Genomic DNA, 16,801 nt, shown 5'->3' on the forward strand with positions numbered 1-16,801 from the left:
GCGAGGGTGAATATAACGGAGCCCATGTTCCTCGCGCTCACCGCGCTGGTGGACGAGCCGCGGCACGGCTACGGGATCGTCCAGGAGGTCGATCGGCTGTCCGGCGGGCGGGTGCAGCTCAAGATCGGCTCCCTGTACGGCGTGCTGGACCGGCTGGCCGGGGAAGGGCTGGTGGCGCTCGACCGGGAAGAGGTGGCCCAGGGCCGGCTGCGCCGCTACTACCGGCTGACGGACTCCGGAGCCGGGGCCCTGGAGGAGGAGGCGGCCCGCCTGACGGCCAACGCCCGCGCGGCGACCGCCCGGCTCAGGGAGCGGACCGCCCGCCTGCGCCCCGGCCCCGCCTTCGCCCGCCTGCTCCGCGAGACCGCCGCCGATGCCGGAGGTGCCGGGTGAACGAGTTGCTCGAACAGCGCTACCGCACCGTCCTGCGGCTGCTCCCCCGTTCGTACCGGGCCGAGCGGGAGGAGGAGATGGTGGCCGCGTTCCTGGAGTACTCGGGCGACGTGCCCGACGAGGAGAACCCCCGGCCCAGCTGGGGCGAGATCGCCAGTGTGCTCGCCCTCTCGACGCGCGTACGGCTCGGCGGAGCGGGCGCGACGCCCCGGTTCGTCGCCTGGGGCGCGGCCGTCAGGCTGGTGGCGACGCTGGGGCTCGCCTTCCACGCGGCGGCCGGCGCCTACACCCTCGCCTCCCTCCCCTTCACGGCGCCCAGCTCGACGACGCGGACACTGGGTGTGCTCGCGGCGGCCCTCTGGGCGACGGCGTTCGTGCTGCTGATGCGCGGGCACGTCCGGACGGCCAAGCCGGTGGCGCTCGCGGCCGGCGCGGCCGCCCTGGCCGAGCTCGCCGTCTGGCAGAACTTGGGCAGCCTGTTCGTGCCTCTGGACGTGGTGCAACAGGCACTGAACGTCGTGGTGCCGCTGGCGGGCCTACTGGCCGGCTTCCACGATGACGTCCCGCCGGTGCGGCGAGCGTGGCGACCGACCGTCCTGCCGCCGGCCGCCGGGCTGCTGCTGAAGGCCGTCATCCTCGCCCTGCTTCCCGTGTTGGGAAAGGTGCCGCTGTTGTGGCCGTGGGTGGACCTGATGGGTCTGGCCACGGTGGTGCTCGTGGCGGCCGGGATCGTCTGCCTCGCGCGCCGCGTGCCCGCGTACGTACCGCTCGCGCTGGCGATGCTCGGGACGCTGATGCTGCCGTCGCGGCTGTCGGTGGTCGACAACAGCTACCTGAGCTCGGGACCGGCAGTGCTGTGGGCCTCCAGCGTGGGCCAGTGCGGGGCGCTGGTCGTCATGGTGGTGCTTCTCGCGGTCGCGGGCTTCCGCGGTTTGCCGGCCGTACGACAGAGGCGGGAGACCGTCTGAAGATCGGCGGGGCTCCACCCTGACAGGGAAAGACCAGGGTAGGCGGGCGAGCTGGGAAGACTTAGTGTCCGAGACATGGGCACACGCGCTTCCCACCTGCTAGATGTCCTCATGACGGAGTTCGGCGAGTCGATCAAGCGAGACCCCGCGGCGTTCAGGCGGAAATTTCGGAAGATGGCGGCCTCCCCTTTTGCGTTCTACCGGGGCAGCGCCTGCCTGTTCTACGCGGACCTCACCGAAGGATTCGCGGACCAGTCATACCTTGACGAACCAACCAGCCGCGTATGGATCCACGGCGATCTGCACGCCGAGAACTTCGGCACCTACATGAACGCCTCCGGGGTGCTGGTCTTCAACGTCAACGACTTCGACGAGGCGTACGTGGGGCCGTACGTCTGGGATCTCAAGCGGTTCGCCGCCAGCGTGGCGCTGATCGGGTACGCCAAGGCCCTGTCGGACGACGCGATCAGCGGGCTCGTGGGCGACTTCGGGAGCGCGTACCTGGACGAACTGAGCGGCATCGCGCGCGGCGGGGACGACGCGATCGGGTCGCTCACGATCGACACCACCAGCGGCGTGCTGCACCGGGTGCTGCAGACGGCCCGGCTGAGCACGCGGGTGGCGATGCTGGACGTCGAGACCGTGATCGACGACTACGACCGGCGGTTCGCGTTCATGGACGGGCGCGAGCCCGTCGACGCGGCGACGCGGGAGGCCGTGCTGGCCGCGTTCGAGGACTACCTGACGACCCTGCCCACGCAGTCGAACCCGGTCGAGCACGTGATCAAGGACGTGGCGCTGCGCAAGGGCGTGGGGATCGGGTCCGCGGGGCTGCCGTCGTACAACCTGCTGCTGGAGGGGCGCTCGCAGGCGCTGGAGAACGACGTCATCCTCTACATGAAGCAGGCGCAGGTGCCTGCGGTGGCGCGGCACATTCCCGACGAGAAGGTCGCGCGTTACTTCCACCACCAGGGGCACCGGACCGCGGAGTCGCAGCGGGCGTTGCAGGCGTACGCCGATCCGTGGCTGGGCTACACGACGCTGAACGGGGTGGGGCAGTTGGTGGCGGAGGTCTCGCCGTACTCCGCCGACCTGGATTGGGACGACGTCAACGAGCCGGCGGAGCTGCGCTCGATCATGCGCGATCTGGGGCGGGCCGTGGCGCGCATGCACTCGGTGGCCGACGACGAGTCCAGCCACGACCTGGTGAACTTCTCGACGGAGGAGTCAATCGTGGGCATGGTCAATGGCGACAGGCCCGGATTTATCGGGATGTTGGTGGATTTTGCGCACCGCTATGGGGCACAGGCCCGGGAAGACCACCAACGGTTCGTCGACCTCTTCCGCAACGGCCGCCTTCCGGGAGTGTGACCGCCTGGTCCCCGCGGCGTGGAGCTTTACGAAAGGAGCATCGTGAGGCATCTGGTGGGGTTGCTGCTGGGGACGGAAGAGGACTGGCCGTCGGCGTTCGAGACGGTGCTGCGGCGGCTGGGGCCGGTCAAAGGGGTCGGCGAGTTCGATGTGGAGCGCATCACGATCGAACCGTTCGACCTACGCGATCAGCCCCGGCACGATCTGGTGATCGACCGGCTGGCCTACTGGTACTACCACCCGCGCGAGTGGCTCAAGAAGATCGCCATGATGGACGACGTCTATCTGCTGAACAGCCCGTTCACCTTCCAGTCGATGGAGAAGCACGCCGCCTACTGCGCCATGATGCGACTCGGTTTGAAGGTCCCGAAGACAGTGCTCGTGCCGTACAAGAACCCGCCCGACAACACCAAGTACGCCTACACGGCGGCCCGCTACAACCAGTCGTTCGATCTTGACGCGGTCGCGGAGGGGATCGGCTATCCGCTGTTCATGAAGCCGTATGACGGCGGAGCGTGGCGCGGGGTGTCGCTGGTGCGCAACCCCGACGAACTCCATCGGGCCTACGACGAGAGCGGCGAGATGCTCATGCATCTGCAGAAGGCGGTCGAGGGGTACGACGCGTTCGCCCGGTCTCTGTCGATCGGGGCGGAGACCATGGTGATGCGGTTCCGGCCCGAGGAGCCGATGCACGCACGGTACGTCGTGGACCACGAGTTCCTCGCCCCGAGTGTGGGCGAGGAGGTGGTCACGATCGGCCGGTTGGTGAACGCGTTCTTCCGATGGGAGTTCAACTCCTGCGAGACGCTGGTCAAGGGGGCGGACGTGTACCCGATCGACTACGCCAACGCCTGCCCGGATGTCGCGCTGACGAGCCTGCACTATTACTTCCCCTGGGCGATCAAGGCGCTGGTCCGGTGGAGTGTGTTCTGCGTGGGCACCGGGCGGCGGCCGCGGCTCGATCTGGAGACGCGGGAGTATTTCGCGGTCAACGGGTCGTACGAGGAGCGGCTGGCGGCCTATCGGCGGCTGGCCGACGACTACTTCGAGACCGACCGCTACCAGGACTTCTGCGACAGCCGGCTGGGCCACCTCGATGAGATCGTGCTGGACTGGGTGGCGGGGCCGGACTTCGACCGGCTGCTGGTCGACACGGTGACGGCCACGTATCCCGCGCACGAGAGGGACCGCTTCGTGGAGCATTTCCGCGGTCTGCTCGGGATGTGGGTGAAGGACTCCGGCTGAGCGGCGGCGCTGGCTACCGACCAGTCGGTATGGCATGCTTCCGGAACATGACGCTGTTCTCGGTGGAAGGCAAGACCGTCGTCGTCACCGGCGGCTCCCGTGGCATCGGGCGCATGATCGCGACCGGATTCGTCGAGGCCGGGGCGACCGTGTACATCTCCGCCCGCAAAACGGCCGAGGTGGAGCAGACCGCCAAGGAGCTGGGATGTGTCGCCGTACCGGCTGATCTGTCCACGACCGAGGGGGTGGACTCGCTGGTGGCCGCGGTGGAGGGGCCGCTGGACGTGCTGGTGAACAACGCGGGCGCGGCCTGGGGCGCGCCGCTGGAGGAGTATCCGGAGCACGCCTTCGACAAGCTCTGGAACATCAACGTCAAAGGGGTCTTCTTCCTGACCCAGCGGTTCCTGCCGCAGTTGCGGGCGGCGGCCAGCGCGGAGGATCCGGCGCGGGTGATCAACATCGGGTCCATCGACGGGATAAGGGTGCCGTCGGTGGAGAACTTCGCCTACTCCGCGTCGAAGTCCGGCGTGCACATGCTGACCCGGCACCTGGCCAGGCAACTGGCGCGCGAGCACATCACGGTGAACGCGATCGCGCCGGGACCGTTCGAGTCGAAGATGATGGCGTTCGCGCTGGATGATCCGGCCATCCGGGAGACCGTCGTGTCCAGCGTGCCGATGGGTCGCATCGGCCGCCCCGACGACATGGCCGGGGCGGCGATCTATCTGTCCTCGCGCGCCGGCGCCTACCTCACGGGGACGGTCATTCCGGTTGACGGCGGCATTTCCTGCTAGTCCCGCACAGCCGGTAAGTCCTGGAGGATCTCAGAGCAGCTCGCGCAGCGCGGTGGCGAGGTTCGCGGCAGCGCGGGGCTCGTAGCGCAGGTACAGGTACGGCTCCGTGAGCTCGACCTCCATGACCACCGGGCTGCCGTCGGGGAGCCGGACCAGGTCGATCCTGGCGTAAAGAAGGGCCTGGGGGATGGCGGCAAGCACCTTCTTGGCAAGTTCGACCTGGTCCGGGGCCGGTGTGCGCGGATCCGCCCGTACCTGGTCCGCGCCCGTCTTTCCCGGGGTGAGCATAGGGGTGCGCCGGACCGCATGGCTGAACCGGCGGTTGAAGTACAGCAGCGAGGTCTCGCCCTCCGACTCGACCATGTCGAGGTAGGGCTGGACCATGGGGACGCGCCCGGCGGCCGCCAGCGCGGCGGCGTGCGCCTCGGCCCGGCCTCGGTCGGTGGTCCTGATCGTGTCTCGGGCACCCGCCGAGATGGCGGGCTTGACGACGTACTCCCCCCAGTACGGCAGGCGCTCCGGAGACCAGTGGGTCGGCACGATGGGCACACCCAGCTCCCGGAGATAGGTCTTGTCGGTGTTGGATTCGAGCACGGCGGCCGGGTTGAGCAGCTTGGTCTCGCGCTCTACCCGGCGGGCCCAGGCGAGGAAGTCGGCCCGGCGGTCGAGGTAGTCCCAGACCGACCGGACCACCACCACGTCGTAGGCGCTCCAGTCGACCGTGGGATCGTCCCATTGTTCGGCACGGCCCTCGATGCCCGCCTCGCGCCACGCGGCCAGAGCCCCGTCACGCTCATCATCGTGGTCGTCAGGATTGTGGAACATCGCGTACGCACAGATAGGCACCCGGAGATGTTAGTACTCGGCGAGTCCGGCCATCCGGGCCCGATCCGCACCTCGGCCTCTAGTCGGAGGTGGTGCTCACGCCTACGCCGCTGCCGCCGGTGGCCGTGGCGGCGTTGCCGTTGACGTTGGTGACGTTGGTGCTGGAACCGCCACCGGCGTTTCTGACCTGGACGTTGCCGAAGGTGTTGCCCGACTGCGCGGACGAGGAGTTGGAGCTGCGGTTGTCGGTGTCGGCATGGGCGGGAGCGGCCATCAGGACCGTGCCCGCGGCGACGACGATGCCGGTGGCGCAGAGCTTCTTGATCATTTCGACTTCCTTCCGGAGGATTCTCGCGAGCTGGGGACTCCGTCGGACGATGGCGACCGGTGTGCGAGGAAGGGGGATCGGGGTCAGTAGAAGATGTACGTCACCGTGGTGCCGCCGTAGGACGCCGTGGTGGCTATGCCGTTGATGTTGTTGACGTTGGTCGAGCTGCCGGCGCCCTCGTTGAGCGCCGCGATGTCGCCGAAGCCGTTTCCGGACTGGGACGAGTAGGTGTTGCCGCTCCAGTTGTCGCTCCAGCCGTCGGCCTGAGCGGGTGCGGCCGGCAGGGTGACGCCGGCGGCCGCCGCCACGACGGCACCGGTGACGCGCAACTTCCTGATCACTTCAGCTCCTCCACCTGCGGGCGTCACCATGAGACAGTTGACTTTCCTTGACGTTGCGTGATCAAAGCCAAAGCGATCATATACTAAGCGTAGTAATTAAGTAGCTGTACGTAATCAGAATATTCTTCTGGCCCTATCCTACTGACAGGCGGTGTCAGTGGTCCGCTCGTAGCATCCCCGCATGATTTATGAGTTTCGGAACTACACGCTGCGTCCTGGCCGGCGCGACACGTTGATCGAGCTGTTCGAGCGCGAGTTCATCGAGGGGCAGGAGGCGGCCGGGATGGGGGTGGCCGGCCAGTTCCGGGATCTGGACGATCCGAACATGTATCCGTGGATGCGGAAATTTCCGGACATGGAGGCTCGGCGAGCGGCGCTCACGGCCTTCTACAGCGGCCCCATCTGGAAGGCCAACCGGGACGCGGCCAACGCGACGTTGCTCGACTCCGACAACGTGCTGCTGCTGCGCCCGGCGCCCGTCCCCTCCGCCGATCCGTTTCCGGGTACGGCGCGACCGCCCGTCGGCGCCACCGTCCTGCCCGAGTCGCTGTACGTCGCGATGATCTACCACGTCGGGGACGAGTTCGCCGAGTTCTTCGCCCGGGAGGCCGTACCCGTGCTCAAGGAAGCCGGGGTGCCGCCGATAGCGTGCTTCGAGACCGAGACCGCCGAGAACACCTTCCCCGCGCTCCCCGTACGTACAGGGGAGCAGGTGTTCATGTGGTTCGCCCGGTTCGACCGGCCCTCGGACGAGCGTGAAGTGGCGCTGCCCGGGCTGGAGTCCCGGCTGACCGCTCCCCCGCAACGTCTCTGCCTGGCCCCAACGGCCCGATCAGCACTCCGCTGAGGGTCTTCGCCTCGCGTTCAGCACCAGCCGCCGCCGTCTACGGATGAACTCATGCGCACATAGAACATGTCCGGCTTATCAACCGAAACCGACAAATCGACGTCCTTATCGGCGATGGCTTTGGTGAAACAGAACCCGCTCGCGTCCTCCTCCTCGCTCGAGGGCTCCCACCCGTCCCTCACGGCGACCTCGCGGTAGAAATCGAACACGTCCTTGCCCGCGTCGGGAAGGCGATAGACCTGCTCGACATCCACGATCCGGTCATCCACGTCACAGATCGCCGTCCGCTCGCCTTGTGGTCGGGCGCCGGACGGGCGCTGGGCGAAGATGCCGTGCGCCGCGAGAGACTGGGCCAGGCGGTCTTCGCCGCTGCCGCAGCCATGAGAGGCGAAAAACGAAAAGGCGCCCACGCCAATCCCCGTCACACCCAGCACGGCGAAGAGAACGACGACGGCCAGAGGTTTCATGCGGCACCGCGATTCATTGAGACCGTGGGAGAGACACCAGCTCAATGATGTCGGAGGACCGCTTCTCCGCCCGGCTGTCGCGGTCCGTACTGGCGGTCGTGTCTGGATTTCGGCTCCGGTGAAGGGCTTTTGAGGTGATTTGGCAGGTGGGGGTGCCTGGTCGGGCGCGGACAATGGTGGGCATGAAGGTAGTGATCGTGTCCGGGCCTCCGGGGGCGGGGAAGACGACCGTGGCCCGGCTGCTGGTCGATGCCGTCACGCCTAGCGTGCATCTGTATATGGATGACTTCTGGGCATTCATCCGGCGGGGCGGGATCGCGCCATACCTGGCGGAGGCTCGCCGGCAGAACGAGACCGTCGTGGGCGTGCTGGCGGGCGCGGCGTTCGGGTACGCGGACGGTGGCTACCACGTGGTGGTGGATGGTGTTGTGGGGCCGTGGTTCGTCGGCGCCTTCGCCGAGGTGCGGCGTGCGCCGCTGCACTACGTGGTGCTCCGGCCGGACCGGGAGACGACGCTGCTCAGGGCCACGGGCCGGAGGCTCGACGCGCTCACGGATCCCGAGCCGGTGCTGCAGATGTACCAGCAGTTCGTCGACCTGGGTGAGCTGGAGTCGCACGCCTTCGACTCCAGCGGCCTGACCGCCGAGCAGACCGCCGCCGAGATCCGCACCCGCCTGTCCGAGGGCGCCTATCTGCTCAAGCAGTAGACAGCCCAGACCGCGTAGACCGCCCTCGCGCGCCGTAGACGGGCCTCAGACGTGCGAAGAGGACCTCATACCGAAGACGGCCGAGCGCCATAGACGGGCAGTGGGTCGGGGGACTCTTCCAGGAGCTTCGTGACGGCGTCGCCCACCTCAGTAGGGGACCAGCGGGCGCCGCGATCGGCGTGTGGGCCGTGGGTCCAGCCGGTGGCGAGTGAGATCACTCCGCCCTCCACCTCGAACACCCGTCCCGTCACCGCCTCCGACGCCACCGAGCCGAGCCAGACCACCAGGGGCGACACGTTCGCCGGGTGCATCGGGTCGAAGCCGGACACAGGTGCGGCCATGGTCTCGGCGAAGACCTCCTCGGTCATGCGGGTGCGGGCGGCGGGGGCGATGGCGTTCACCGTCACGCCGTACCGGCCCAGTTCGGCGGCGGCCACCTGGGTCAGTGCGACGATGCCCGCCTTGGCGGCCGAGTAGTTGGCCTGGCCGACGCTGCCGAGCAGGCCCGCACCCGACGAGGTGTTGATCACGCGGGCGGCGGCGGGGGCGCCGGACTTGGCTCGTTCGCGCCAGTACGCGCCCGCGTGCCGCAGCGGCAGGAAGTGGCCCTTGAGATGGACCCGGATCACCTCGTCCCAGTCGTCCTCGCCCATGGAGACCAGCATCCGGTCGCGGACGAACCCGGCGTTGTTCACCAGCACGTCGAGCCCGCCGTACGCGCTGACGGCGGTCTTCACCAGCCGGGCCGCGCCGTTCCAGTCGGCCACGTCGTCGCTGTTGGCCACCGCTTGGCCGCCGAGCGTACGGATCTCCTCGGCCACGTCCAGCGCGGGACCGCCGGATCTGCCGTCGCCGTCGCGGGCGGTGCCCAGGTCGTTGACCACCACACGGGCGCCCTGCCTGGCGAACTCCAGCGCGTGCTCCCTCCCGATGCCCCGCCCGGCGCCGGTCACGATCACGACGCGGCCGTCACAGATTCCCACACGGACCTCCCAGAAGATCAAGCAGAGATATCAGGAAATGTCGTCGGAAGCCAGGTTTTGCCAGGCCGGGATCTCCCCGCCTCCATGCACGTGTACCTGCGCCCCGGTCACGTAGCCGGGCGCGGCCAGCCACAGGCAGACCGAGGCCACGTCGGCGGGCGTCGCCATCCGCCCGGCCGGGATGGCGGTCCCCACGTCCTTTCCGCCGTAGTGATCGAGGGAGTCCTCGGTGGCGGCCAGGCCGACGACGACCGTGTTGACCCGTACGCCGGGGGCCCACTCGGCGGCCAGGCAGTTCGCCAGGTGATGGAGTCCCGCCTTGGCCGCACCGTACGCCGAGGTGCCCGGGGAGGGCCGCACGCCGCTGGAGCTCCCGATCATCACCACGGAACCGCCCGAGGCGGCGAGCAGCGGGTACGCGCGCTGCGCGACGAGCAGCGGGGCGATCAGGTTGAGCTCGACGATGCGCGCGTGCAGGCGTGGTGACGTGCCCTCCAGCCGTGCGTACGGCGACCCGCCCGCGTTGTTGACGACCACGTCGAGCCGGTCGAGCCCGGAGAACAGCCGCTCCAGGTCGTCGGCGTCCCGCACATCGGCCCGCACGAACCGCACCCCGGTGCCCGCCGAGCGGGGAGGGGGACTCGGCGGCGACACCGGGGGCGGAGGTACGGGATCGTGGCGGGCGCAGACGATCACTTCGGCTCCGGCGGTGGCGAAGGCGGTGGCGATGCCCGCGCCGATCCCCCTGGTCCCACCGGTCACCAGGACGACCTTGCCCGTGTAGTCGTAAGTCACCGTCACGGGTGCTACCGTACCAAGCAAGCGTTAGGTGCAACCAGGGAGCGGGATGGGAATCACGCTGCGGGACGGCCCGATCGCCGAGGTCGTCGTGGACGTCCCACCGGTGAACGCGCTGCCGGCGCGAGCCTGGCACGAGCTGGCCAGAGCCGTGACGGAGGCCGGGCAGGACGAGAAGACGAGGGTCGTCGTGCTGCGAGCCGAGGGCCGGGGCTTCAACGCCGGCGTGGACATCAAGGAGATGCAGGCCACAGAGGGCCACACTGCCCTGATAAATGCAAATAAAGGATGCTTTGCGGCGTTCGCGGCTGTTTACGACTGCCCGGTGCCGGTGATCGTCGCCGTGCACGGCCACTGCGTCGGCGGTGGGATCGGGCTGGTGGGCAACGCGGACATCGTGCTGGCCAGCGAGGACGCCTACTTCGGACTGCCGGAGGTGGACCGGGGCGCGCTCGGCGCCGCCACCCACCTGGCCCGGCTGGTACCCCAGCATCTGATGCGCGCCATGGTCTACACCTGCCGGAACGTGACGGCCGCCGAGCTGCACGTGTTCGGCTCGGTGCTGGAGGTGGTGCCGCGCGACAAGCTGCGGGACGCGGCGCTGGAGGTGGCGGGCCAGATCGCGGACAAGGACCCGTACGTGATCCGCCGCGCGAAGGAGTCGCTCAACGGCATCGACCCCGTGGACGTGAAGCGTTCCTACCGCTTCGAGCAGGGCTTCACGTTCGAGCTGAACCTGATGGGCGCGGGCGACAGGCATCGAGACCGCTTCGTGGAGGGCTCGTGAGCAAGGTCATGTCCGTCGAGGAGGTCGCGGCCGAGATCGAGAGCGGCATGACGGTCGGGATCGGCGGCTGGGGGTCGCGGCGCAAGCCGATGGCTCTGGTCGGCGGCCTGCTGCGCTCGAACGTCCGGGACCTCACCCTCATCTCGTACGGCGGCCCGGACGTCGGCATGCTCTGCGCCGCCGGGAAGGTGCGCCGGGTGGTGGCGCCGTTCGTCACGCTGGACTCCATCCCGCTCGAACCGCACTTCAGGCGGGCCAGGCAGGGCGGCACGATCGAGTTCACCGAGTATGACGAGGGCATGTTCATGTTCGGGCTGCTGGCGGCGGCGCACCGGCTGCCGTTCCTGCCCACGCGGGCCGGGCTCGGCTCGGACGTCATGCGGGTCAATCCGGGCCTGCGTACGGTCCGCTCGCCGTACGAGGACGGGGAGGAACTGGTCGCCGTGCCCGCACTGACCATGGATGTCGCGCTGGTGCACCTCAACCGGGCGGACCGGCGCGGCAACGCGCAGTACCTGGGCCCCGACCCGTACTTCGACGACCTCTACGCCAAGGCGGCGACCTGCTGTTACGTGTCGTGCGAGCGGCTGGTGGACACCGCCGACCTGCTGAAGGAGGGGCCGGTGCAGTCGCTGCTGATCAGCCGGTCGATGGTGACCGGCGTGGTCGAGACGCCGGGCGGCGCGGGCTTCACCGTGTGCGAACCCGACTACGGCCGCGACGAGCAGGAGCAGCGGCGGTACGTGGACACGCCGTGGGAGGAGTTCCATGAGCAGGGCTGACGTGTGCGTGGTGGCCTGCGCGGAGGCGTTCAGGGGTGACGGGGAGATCCTCGCGGCCGGGATCGGCGGGGCGGTCACCGTGCTGGCGGCCCGGCTGGCCAGGCTGACCTTCGAGCCCGAGCTGCTCACGCATGACGGCGTCTGCCTGCTGACAGGCGACGTGCCCGCGCTGGGCGAGCGGCCCGAGGTGGTGGAGGGCTGGCTGCCGTTCCGCGATCACCTGTGGCTGGTGCTGAACGGCCGGCGGCACGTGATGCTCGGCGCGAGCCAGATCGACCGCTTCGGCAACTCGAACATCTCCTGCATCGGCGACTGGGCGCGGCCCAAGGCGCAGCTCCTCGGCGTGCGCGGCGCGCCGGGCAACACGCGCTGCGATCCGACGAGCTACTGGATCCCCCGGCACTCCCCCAAGGTGTTCGTGCCGCAAGTGGACGTGGTCAGCGGTCTCGGCACCGACAGAGGGGCCTACGACCTGCGGCGGGTGGTGACGAACCTGGCCGTGCTCGACTTCCGCACGCCGGACGGGTCGATGCGGCTGGCCTCGGTGCATCCGGGGGTGAGCGTCGCGGAGGTGGTCGCGGCGACCGGGTTCGAGCTGGTGATCCCCGAGGACGTACCCGAGACGCGGGAGCCGACCGCCGAGGAGAGCCGGCTGCTGAAGGAGGTGCTCGACCCGCGCGGGTCCCGCGAGCGCGAGGTGGCGGCGTGAAGACCGCGCTGACGGAGCTGGTGGGGTGCCGGTATCCGATCGTGCAGACCGGAATGGGGTACGTCGCGGGCGCGCGGCTCGCGGCGGCCACGTCCGAGGCGGGCGGGCTCGGGATCATCGCGGCCGCGACCATGTCCGTCGGCAAGATGACCGAGGCGATCAACAGCGTGCGGGAACGCACGGACGCCCCCTTCGGGGTCAATATCCGCTCCGATGCCGACGACGCGGCCGAACGGGTCGAGGTGATGATCCGCGCGGGCGTGCGCGTGGCGTCGTTCGCGCTGGCGCCACGGCGGGAGCTGATCGACCGGTTGAAGGACGCGGGCGTGGTCACGATCCCGTCGGTGGGCGCGCGCCGGCACGCGGAGAAGGTCGCCTCCTGGGGCGTGGACGCGGTGATCGTGCAGGGCGGCGAGGGCGGCGGGCACACCGGGCCGGTCGCGACGACGCTGCTGCTCCCCCAGGTGGTGGACGCGGTGGACATCCCGGTGATCGCCGCGGGCGGCTTCTTCGACGGGCGTGGGCTGGTGGCCGCGCTGGCGTACGGGGCGTGCGGCATCGCGATGGGCACCCGGTTCCTGCTGACGAGCGACTCGCCGGTGCCGGACGAGGTGAAGAAGGTCTACCTGGCGACGGCCGACACGCTGGTCACCACCAAGGTCGACGGGGTGCCGCACCGGGTGCTCAGGACTCCGTTCGTGGAGTCGCTGGAGCGTTCGCGGCTGCTCAGGGCCGTGGTCAACGGCGCCAGGTTCAAGCGGCTGTCGGGGCTGACGTGGGCCCAGATGCTCCGCGAGGGGCGCCGGATGCGGCACGGCCGCGAGCTGACCTGGGCGCAGGTGCTGCAGGCGGCCAACACGCCGGTGCTGCTGCGGGCCGCCATGGTCGAGGGGCGGGCCGACCTGGGGGTGATGGCCTCCGGGCAGGTGGTCGGGGTGCTCGACGACCTGCCGTCCTGCCGGGAGCTGATCGATCGGGTCATGTCAGAGGCAGCGGTCGTACTGGAAGCGCTCAGAGCACCGTGATGCCGCGGGCGGCCAGGATGGCCGCCGCCTGGGCCTGGTTGATCGTCGCCCCCGCGTAGGCGCGCAGCTTGGCGTCGTCGGGCTCGCCCAGGTCGGCGCCGCGCAGGTCGGCCTTGACGAACACGGTCTTGAGCAGCTTGCTGCCGCGCAACCGGCAGTCGCTGAACGTCGCCTCGGTGAAGTCGCAGCCCGACAGGTCGGCGTCGTCGAAGCGGACCCCCTCGATGAACTCCCCGCGCAGCGAGCAGCCGCCGAGGTTGGCCATGGTCAGGTTGGACCGGGAGACCTTGAAGCCGGTGCCCCGCGCCCCGGTGAGCGAGGCGCCGATCATGCGGCACCCGGTGAAGGTCACGTCGGTCACCAGCGCCCCGCCGAACTGCGCGGAGGACAGGTCGACGTCGGTGAACGCCACGTCGATGAGCTCGGCGTCGTTGAACCTGATCCGCATCCCGCCGCCGCTCGAGAACACCGCGCTGTCGAGGTCGGCCCGGCGGAAGTCGGCCTGGTCCAGCACGCACGACTCGAAGCGGGCGTCGGCCAGCGGCGCCCGCCGGAGGTCGGCCTCGGTCAGGTCGCAGTTGCGGAAGACGTGGGTCTCGTCCGGGGCGAGCCGGTCGGTCAGCGTGGTGTGAGAGAGATCCTCGTCTTCGAAGTTCACGGTGTCAAAGGGTACCGGTGATCACTTCGGCGGCGGCCTGTCCGCAGACCATGGCCGAGCCGTAGGTGGCGATGTGCACGGCGCCCAGGTCGGAGCGGGCGGGCAGGCCCATCTCGACCACCACGGTGTCGGGGCGGGCGCTGAGCAGGTGCCGTAGCGCCTCGCTCTGCCAGGGGTGGCGGTGCGCGTCGCGGACCACGACGACGAGAGGGCGTCCGTCGGCGCCGGCGATGAGCCGCTCGATCGCGACCCCGGTCGCCTCGCCGGCCGCCAGCCGGGTCACGGCGGTGCCGGGCAGCAGCCTGCCCAGCGGCTCGCCGACCCCCCACGGGGTGCCCTTGTCGATGGCCAGGTTCATCTCGGGGGTCAGCTCCACCACGTGGGCCGCGGAGGTCAGCGGCAGGATGGGGGCGTTCGTGCGGCGGGTGACCCTGATCGCGCGGCGGGCCGCGGTGAGGCCGAGGTAGCCGTCCTCGGGCACCGGGGCGCCGGCGGAGGCGGTCCAGGCGGCCAGCTCGCTGACCCGGCGCGCGGCGTCGGCCAGGCGTTCCTCCGGCAGCAGCCCGTCGCGTACGGCCTGGGCGATGGCCTCGCGTACCTCGACGGCGGTCGCCTCGCCGGCGTGCTCCCCGCCGACGCAGATGGCGTCGGCCCCCGCTGCGATCGCCCGTGCGGCGGCGCCCCCGATGCCGTACGGCCCGGAGACGGCGGCCATCTCGATGGCATCGGTGATGATCAGGCCGTCGAAGCCCAGTTCCTCACGGAGCAGCCCCGTGAGGACCTTGGGGCTCAGCGTGGCGGGCAGGACGGCGTCGTACGCGGGCACCAGCAGGTGGCCCGTCATGACGGCCTTGACGCCCTCCCTGATCGCGGCGCGGAAAGGGCCCAGCGCGGATTCGATCCCGTCGGTGGCGACCATGGGCATGCCGTGGTGGGAGTCCATCGAGGTGTCGCCGTGGCCGGGGAAGTGCTTGGCGCAGGCGGCCACCCCGGCGGACTGCAGGCCGCGGACGAACGCCCGGGTGTGCCGGGAGACCAGGGCGGCGTCGGCGCCGAAGGAGCGCAGGCCGATGACCGGGTTGTCGGGGTTGGAGTTCACGTCGGCCGAGGGGGCGAAGTCGATCGTGATGCCCGCGGCGGCCAGCTCCCCGCCGAGGTCCCTGGCCAGGGCCTCGGTCAGCGTCACGTCGTCCACGACGCCGAGCGCGTGGGCGCCGGGACGGCTGCTGCCGGTGGCGACCTCCAGCCTGGTCACCTCGCCCGACTCCTCGTCGGTGCCGACCAGCACGGAGGGGTTCTCCGCGCGCAGGGCGGCGGTCAGCTCGGCGACCTGGGCCGGCCCCGTGATGTTGCGGGAGAACAGCACCACCCCGGCCAGCCCCTCCCCCAGCCGGCGGCGGACCCAGTCGGGCGGGGTCCGCCCCTCGAACCCGGGCAGGAGTACGGCATCGGCAAGGCACAACAGGTCACCGCTCTTGAGCATGACCCGAAATCTAATAGGAAAGTTTCCTATTTGCTAGAGGCATTTTCGGACGTCATAGGCGTTCGATGATGGTGACGTTCGCCTGGCCGCCTCCCTCGCACATCGTCTGCAGGCCGTACCTGCCGCCGGTCCGCTCCAGTTCGTGCAGCAGCTTCACGGCCAGGACCGCGCCGGTCGCGCCGAGCGGGTGACCGAGCGCGATCGCGCCGCCGTTCGGGTTGACCCTGGCGGGGTCGGCGCCGCTCTCCTTCAGCCAGGCGAGCACGACCGAGGCGAACGCCTCGTTGATCTCCACGACGTCGATGTCGCCGATCGTCATCCCGGCCTTGCGCAGCGCGTGCTCCGTGGCGGGGATCGGCGCGGAGAGCATCATGATCGGGTCGCCGCCGCGCACCGACAGGTGGTGCACGCGGGCGCGCGGGCGCAGCCCGTGATCGCGTACGGCGCGCGGCGACGCGATGAGCAGGGCGGCGGCGCCGTCGGAGATCTGCGAGGCCAGGGCCGCGGTGAGGCGCCCGCCCTCGACCAGGGGCTTGAGCCCGGCCATCTTGGCCAGGGTGGTGTCGCGGCGCGGCCCCTCGTCGGTGGTGACGCCCTCAAAGGGGGTGAGCTGCTCCGCGAAGCGGCCGTCGTCGATGGCGGCGATGGCCCGCCGGTGCGATGCGTAGGCGAACGCCTCCATGTCCTGCCGGGAGATGTCCCACTTGGCGGCGATCTGTTCGGCTCCGGTGAACTGGGAGACCTCCTGTGTGCCGTACCGGGAGAGCCAGCCCTTGGAGCCGCCGAAGGGGGTGTCGTGGCCGAGGGCGCGCCCGGCGAGCATCGCCGAGGAGATGGGGATCATGCTCATGTTCTGGACGCCGCCCGCGACCACGAGGTCGCTCGTGCCCGAGAGCACGGCCTGGGCGGCGAAGTGCAGCGCCTGCTGTGAGGAGCCGCACTGGCGGTCGATCGTGACGCCGGGCACCTCCTCCGGCAGCCCGGCGGCCAGCCAGCAGGTGCGGGCGATGTCGCCGGCCTGCGGTCCGATGGTGTCGACGCAGCCGAAAATGACGTCCGCCACGGCCGCCGGATCGGCGCCCGTGCGGGTCATCAGCTCTTCGAGTACGCGCGCGCCCAGGTCGGCGGGGTGGGCCCGGGCGAGGCCGCCGTTCTTGCGCCCGACCGGGGTCCTGACCGCGCCGACGATGTATGCCTCGTTCACTCCCGCATCGTAGCAAGCGCTTGGTCGCATGCGGAACGGCGGGTGAGCTGGGCGGGTTCGGTGAACAAGCGATTGTCTGAGGGCTC

Annotated in this window: 20 protein-coding genes; 11 read left to right on the top strand and 9 right to left on the bottom strand. The window is 69.9% G+C overall.

Annotation, left to right across the window (positions count from 1 at the left end; translation table 11 throughout):
- Positions 1-6: 6 nt before the first annotated feature.
- The 5 genes from KLK06_RS50510 to KLK06_RS50530 all read left to right on the top strand — a co-directional run bounded on the left by KLK06_RS50510 (position 7) and on the right by KLK06_RS50530 (position 4,771).
- On the top strand, positions 7-393 hold the full coding sequence (locus KLK06_RS50510; RefSeq protein WP_308168813.1) for a PadR family transcriptional regulator: 387 nt from the start codon (positions 7-9) through the stop codon (positions 391-393).
- Complete coding sequence (locus KLK06_RS50515) at positions 390-1,361, top strand: hypothetical protein (RefSeq protein ID WP_214643004.1); 972 nt, start codon at positions 390-392, stop codon at positions 1,359-1,361. The genes KLK06_RS50510 and KLK06_RS50515 overlap by 4 nt, the downstream gene beginning before the upstream one ends.
- 75 nt (positions 1,362-1,436) lie before the next feature.
- Positions 1,437-2,732 (top strand): DUF2252 domain-containing protein, encoded by a 1,296-nt coding sequence (locus KLK06_RS50520; protein WP_214643005.1) that lies wholly within the window; start codon positions 1,437-1,439, stop codon positions 2,730-2,732.
- Between the two features lie 42 nt (positions 2,733-2,774).
- Entirely contained in the window at positions 2,775-3,977 is a 1,203-nt protein-coding gene (locus tag KLK06_RS50525; protein ID WP_214643006.1) for a RimK family alpha-L-glutamate ligase, read from the top strand.
- Positions 3,978-4,024: 47 nt separating this feature from the next.
- Positions 4,025-4,771 (top strand): SDR family oxidoreductase, encoded by a 747-nt coding sequence (locus KLK06_RS50530; RefSeq protein WP_214643007.1) that lies wholly within the window; start codon positions 4,025-4,027, stop codon positions 4,769-4,771.
- Between the two features lie 30 nt (positions 4,772-4,801).
- On the opposite strand, the gene KLK06_RS50535 is transcribed toward KLK06_RS50530, so the two are convergent.
- From KLK06_RS50535 to KLK06_RS50545, 3 genes are all read right to left on the bottom strand, one after another.
- Complete coding sequence (locus tag KLK06_RS50535) at positions 4,802-5,617, bottom strand: RimK family alpha-L-glutamate ligase (RefSeq protein WP_214643008.1); 816 nt, start codon at positions 5,615-5,617, stop codon at positions 4,802-4,804.
- A 58-nt stretch (positions 5,618-5,675) separates the two neighbouring features.
- Positions 5,676-5,924, bottom strand: coding sequence for a hypothetical protein (locus KLK06_RS50540; protein WP_214643009.1), 249 nt, complete (start codon positions 5,922-5,924; stop codon positions 5,676-5,678).
- 83 nt (positions 5,925-6,007) lie between these two features.
- A complete protein-coding gene (locus KLK06_RS50545; protein ID WP_214643010.1) occupies positions 6,008-6,265 on the bottom strand; it encodes a hypothetical protein in 258 nt (85 codons plus the stop codon).
- Positions 6,266-6,446: 181 nt separating this feature from the next.
- Between KLK06_RS50545 and KLK06_RS50550 the strand changes: the two genes are divergently transcribed.
- Positions 6,447-7,112, top strand: coding sequence for an NIPSNAP family protein (locus KLK06_RS50550; RefSeq protein WP_214643011.1), 666 nt, complete (start codon positions 6,447-6,449; stop codon positions 7,110-7,112).
- Between the two features lie 17 nt (positions 7,113-7,129).
- Here KLK06_RS50550 and KLK06_RS50555 read toward each other — a convergent pair whose 3' ends face one another.
- Positions 7,130-7,579: a hypothetical protein gene (locus KLK06_RS50555; RefSeq protein ID WP_214643012.1), complete on the bottom strand. Its 450-nt coding sequence runs from the start codon at positions 7,577-7,579 to the stop codon at positions 7,130-7,132.
- A gap of 182 nt (positions 7,580-7,761) precedes the next feature.
- On the opposite strand from KLK06_RS50555, the gene KLK06_RS50560 reads away from it, so the two are divergent.
- Positions 7,762-8,286 carry an AAA family ATPase gene (locus tag KLK06_RS50560; protein ID WP_214643013.1) on the top strand — a complete coding sequence of 175 codons (525 nt, stop codon included), beginning with the start codon at positions 7,762-7,764 and terminating at the stop codon, positions 8,284-8,286.
- A 65-nt stretch (positions 8,287-8,351) separates the two neighbouring features.
- On the opposite strand, the gene KLK06_RS50565 is transcribed toward KLK06_RS50560, so the two are convergent.
- Together KLK06_RS50565 and KLK06_RS50570 are read right to left on the bottom strand one after the other, a co-directional pair.
- Positions 8,352-9,269 (bottom strand): SDR family oxidoreductase, encoded by a 918-nt coding sequence (locus tag KLK06_RS50565; protein ID WP_214643014.1) that lies wholly within the window; start codon positions 9,267-9,269, stop codon positions 8,352-8,354.
- A gap of 30 nt (positions 9,270-9,299) precedes the next feature.
- Positions 9,300-10,070, bottom strand: coding sequence for an SDR family oxidoreductase (locus KLK06_RS50570; protein ID WP_214643015.1), 771 nt, complete (start codon positions 10,068-10,070; stop codon positions 9,300-9,302).
- Positions 10,071-10,116: 46 nt separating this feature from the next.
- Here KLK06_RS50570 and KLK06_RS50575 point away from each other — a divergent pair, with 46 nt between their 5' ends.
- Genes KLK06_RS50575 through KLK06_RS50590 form a run of 4 tightly spaced genes read left to right on the top strand, consistent with a single transcriptional unit; the run spans position 10,117 to position 13,370 of the window.
- Complete coding sequence (locus KLK06_RS50575) at positions 10,117-10,854, top strand: enoyl-CoA hydratase family protein (protein WP_214643016.1); 738 nt, start codon at positions 10,117-10,119, stop codon at positions 10,852-10,854.
- 8 nt (positions 10,855-10,862) lie between these two features.
- Entirely contained in the window at positions 10,863-11,636 is a 774-nt protein-coding gene (locus tag KLK06_RS50580; RefSeq protein ID WP_214643068.1) for a CoA transferase subunit A, read from the top strand.
- Positions 11,623-12,345, top strand: coding sequence for a CoA-transferase subunit beta (locus tag KLK06_RS50585; protein WP_214643017.1), 723 nt, complete (start codon positions 11,623-11,625; stop codon positions 12,343-12,345). Before KLK06_RS50580 ends, KLK06_RS50585 begins: the two co-directional genes overlap by 14 nt.
- Complete coding sequence (locus KLK06_RS50590; RefSeq protein ID WP_214643018.1) at positions 12,342-13,370, top strand: nitronate monooxygenase family protein; 1,029 nt, start codon at positions 12,342-12,344, stop codon at positions 13,368-13,370. Before KLK06_RS50585 ends, KLK06_RS50590 begins: the two co-directional genes overlap by 4 nt.
- Here the strand turns inward: KLK06_RS50590 and KLK06_RS50595 are convergent.
- Genes KLK06_RS50595 through KLK06_RS50605 form a run of 3 tightly spaced genes read right to left on the bottom strand, consistent with a single transcriptional unit; the run spans position 13,357 to position 16,715 of the window.
- Positions 13,357-14,028, bottom strand: a complete 672-nt coding sequence (locus KLK06_RS50595; protein ID WP_214643019.1) for a pentapeptide repeat-containing protein — start codon at positions 14,026-14,028, stop codon at positions 13,357-13,359. The genes KLK06_RS50590 and KLK06_RS50595 overlap by 14 nt on opposite strands.
- A 4-nt stretch (positions 14,029-14,032) precedes the next feature.
- Complete coding sequence (locus KLK06_RS50600) at positions 14,033-15,511, bottom strand: glycoside hydrolase family 3 protein (protein ID WP_214643020.1); 1,479 nt, start codon at positions 15,509-15,511, stop codon at positions 14,033-14,035.
- A 52-nt stretch (positions 15,512-15,563) separates the two neighbouring features.
- Complete coding sequence (locus KLK06_RS50605; RefSeq protein ID WP_214643021.1) at positions 15,564-16,715, bottom strand: acetyl-CoA C-acetyltransferase; 1,152 nt, start codon at positions 16,713-16,715, stop codon at positions 15,564-15,566.
- Positions 16,716-16,801 lie beyond the last annotated feature (86 nt).

The organism is Nonomuraea sp. NEAU-A123 (genome assembly GCF_018603905.1).
GTDB lineage: Bacteria > Actinomycetota > Actinomycetes > Streptosporangiales > Streptosporangiaceae > Nonomuraea.

What these genes read in the sequence shown, in the direction of transcription:
- KLK06_RS50520 (WP_214643005.1), top strand. Translation starts at nt 1,437, where the DNA reads ATGGGCACACGCGCTTCCCACCTGCTAGATGTCCTCATGACGGAGTTC.
- KLK06_RS50530 (WP_214643007.1), top strand. Translation starts at nt 4,025, where the DNA reads ATGACGCTGTTCTCGGTGGAAGGCAAGACCGTCGTCGTCACCGGCGGC.
- KLK06_RS50540 (WP_214643009.1), bottom strand. Translation starts at nt 5,924, where the DNA reads ATGATCAAGAAGCTCTGCGCCACCGGCATCGTCGTCGCCGCGGGCACG.
- KLK06_RS50550 (WP_214643011.1), top strand. Translation starts at nt 6,447, where the DNA reads ATGATTTATGAGTTTCGGAACTACACGCTGCGTCCTGGCCGGCGCGAC.
- KLK06_RS50555 (WP_214643012.1), bottom strand. Translation starts at nt 7,579, where the DNA reads ATGAAACCTCTGGCCGTCGTCGTTCTCTTCGCCGTGCTGGGTGTGACG.
- KLK06_RS50560 (WP_214643013.1), top strand. Translation starts at nt 7,762, where the DNA reads ATGAAGGTAGTGATCGTGTCCGGGCCTCCGGGGGCGGGGAAGACGACC.
- KLK06_RS50575 (WP_214643016.1), top strand. Translation starts at nt 10,117, where the DNA reads ATGGGAATCACGCTGCGGGACGGCCCGATCGCCGAGGTCGTCGTGGAC.
- KLK06_RS50580 (WP_214643068.1), top strand. Translation starts at nt 10,863, where the DNA reads ATGTCCGTCGAGGAGGTCGCGGCCGAGATCGAGAGCGGCATGACGGTC.
- KLK06_RS50585 (WP_214643017.1), top strand. Translation starts at nt 11,623, where the DNA reads ATGAGCAGGGCTGACGTGTGCGTGGTGGCCTGCGCGGAGGCGTTCAGG.
- KLK06_RS50600 (WP_214643020.1), bottom strand. Translation starts at nt 15,511, where the DNA reads ATGCTCAAGAGCGGTGACCTGTTGTGCCTTGCCGATGCCGTACTCCTG.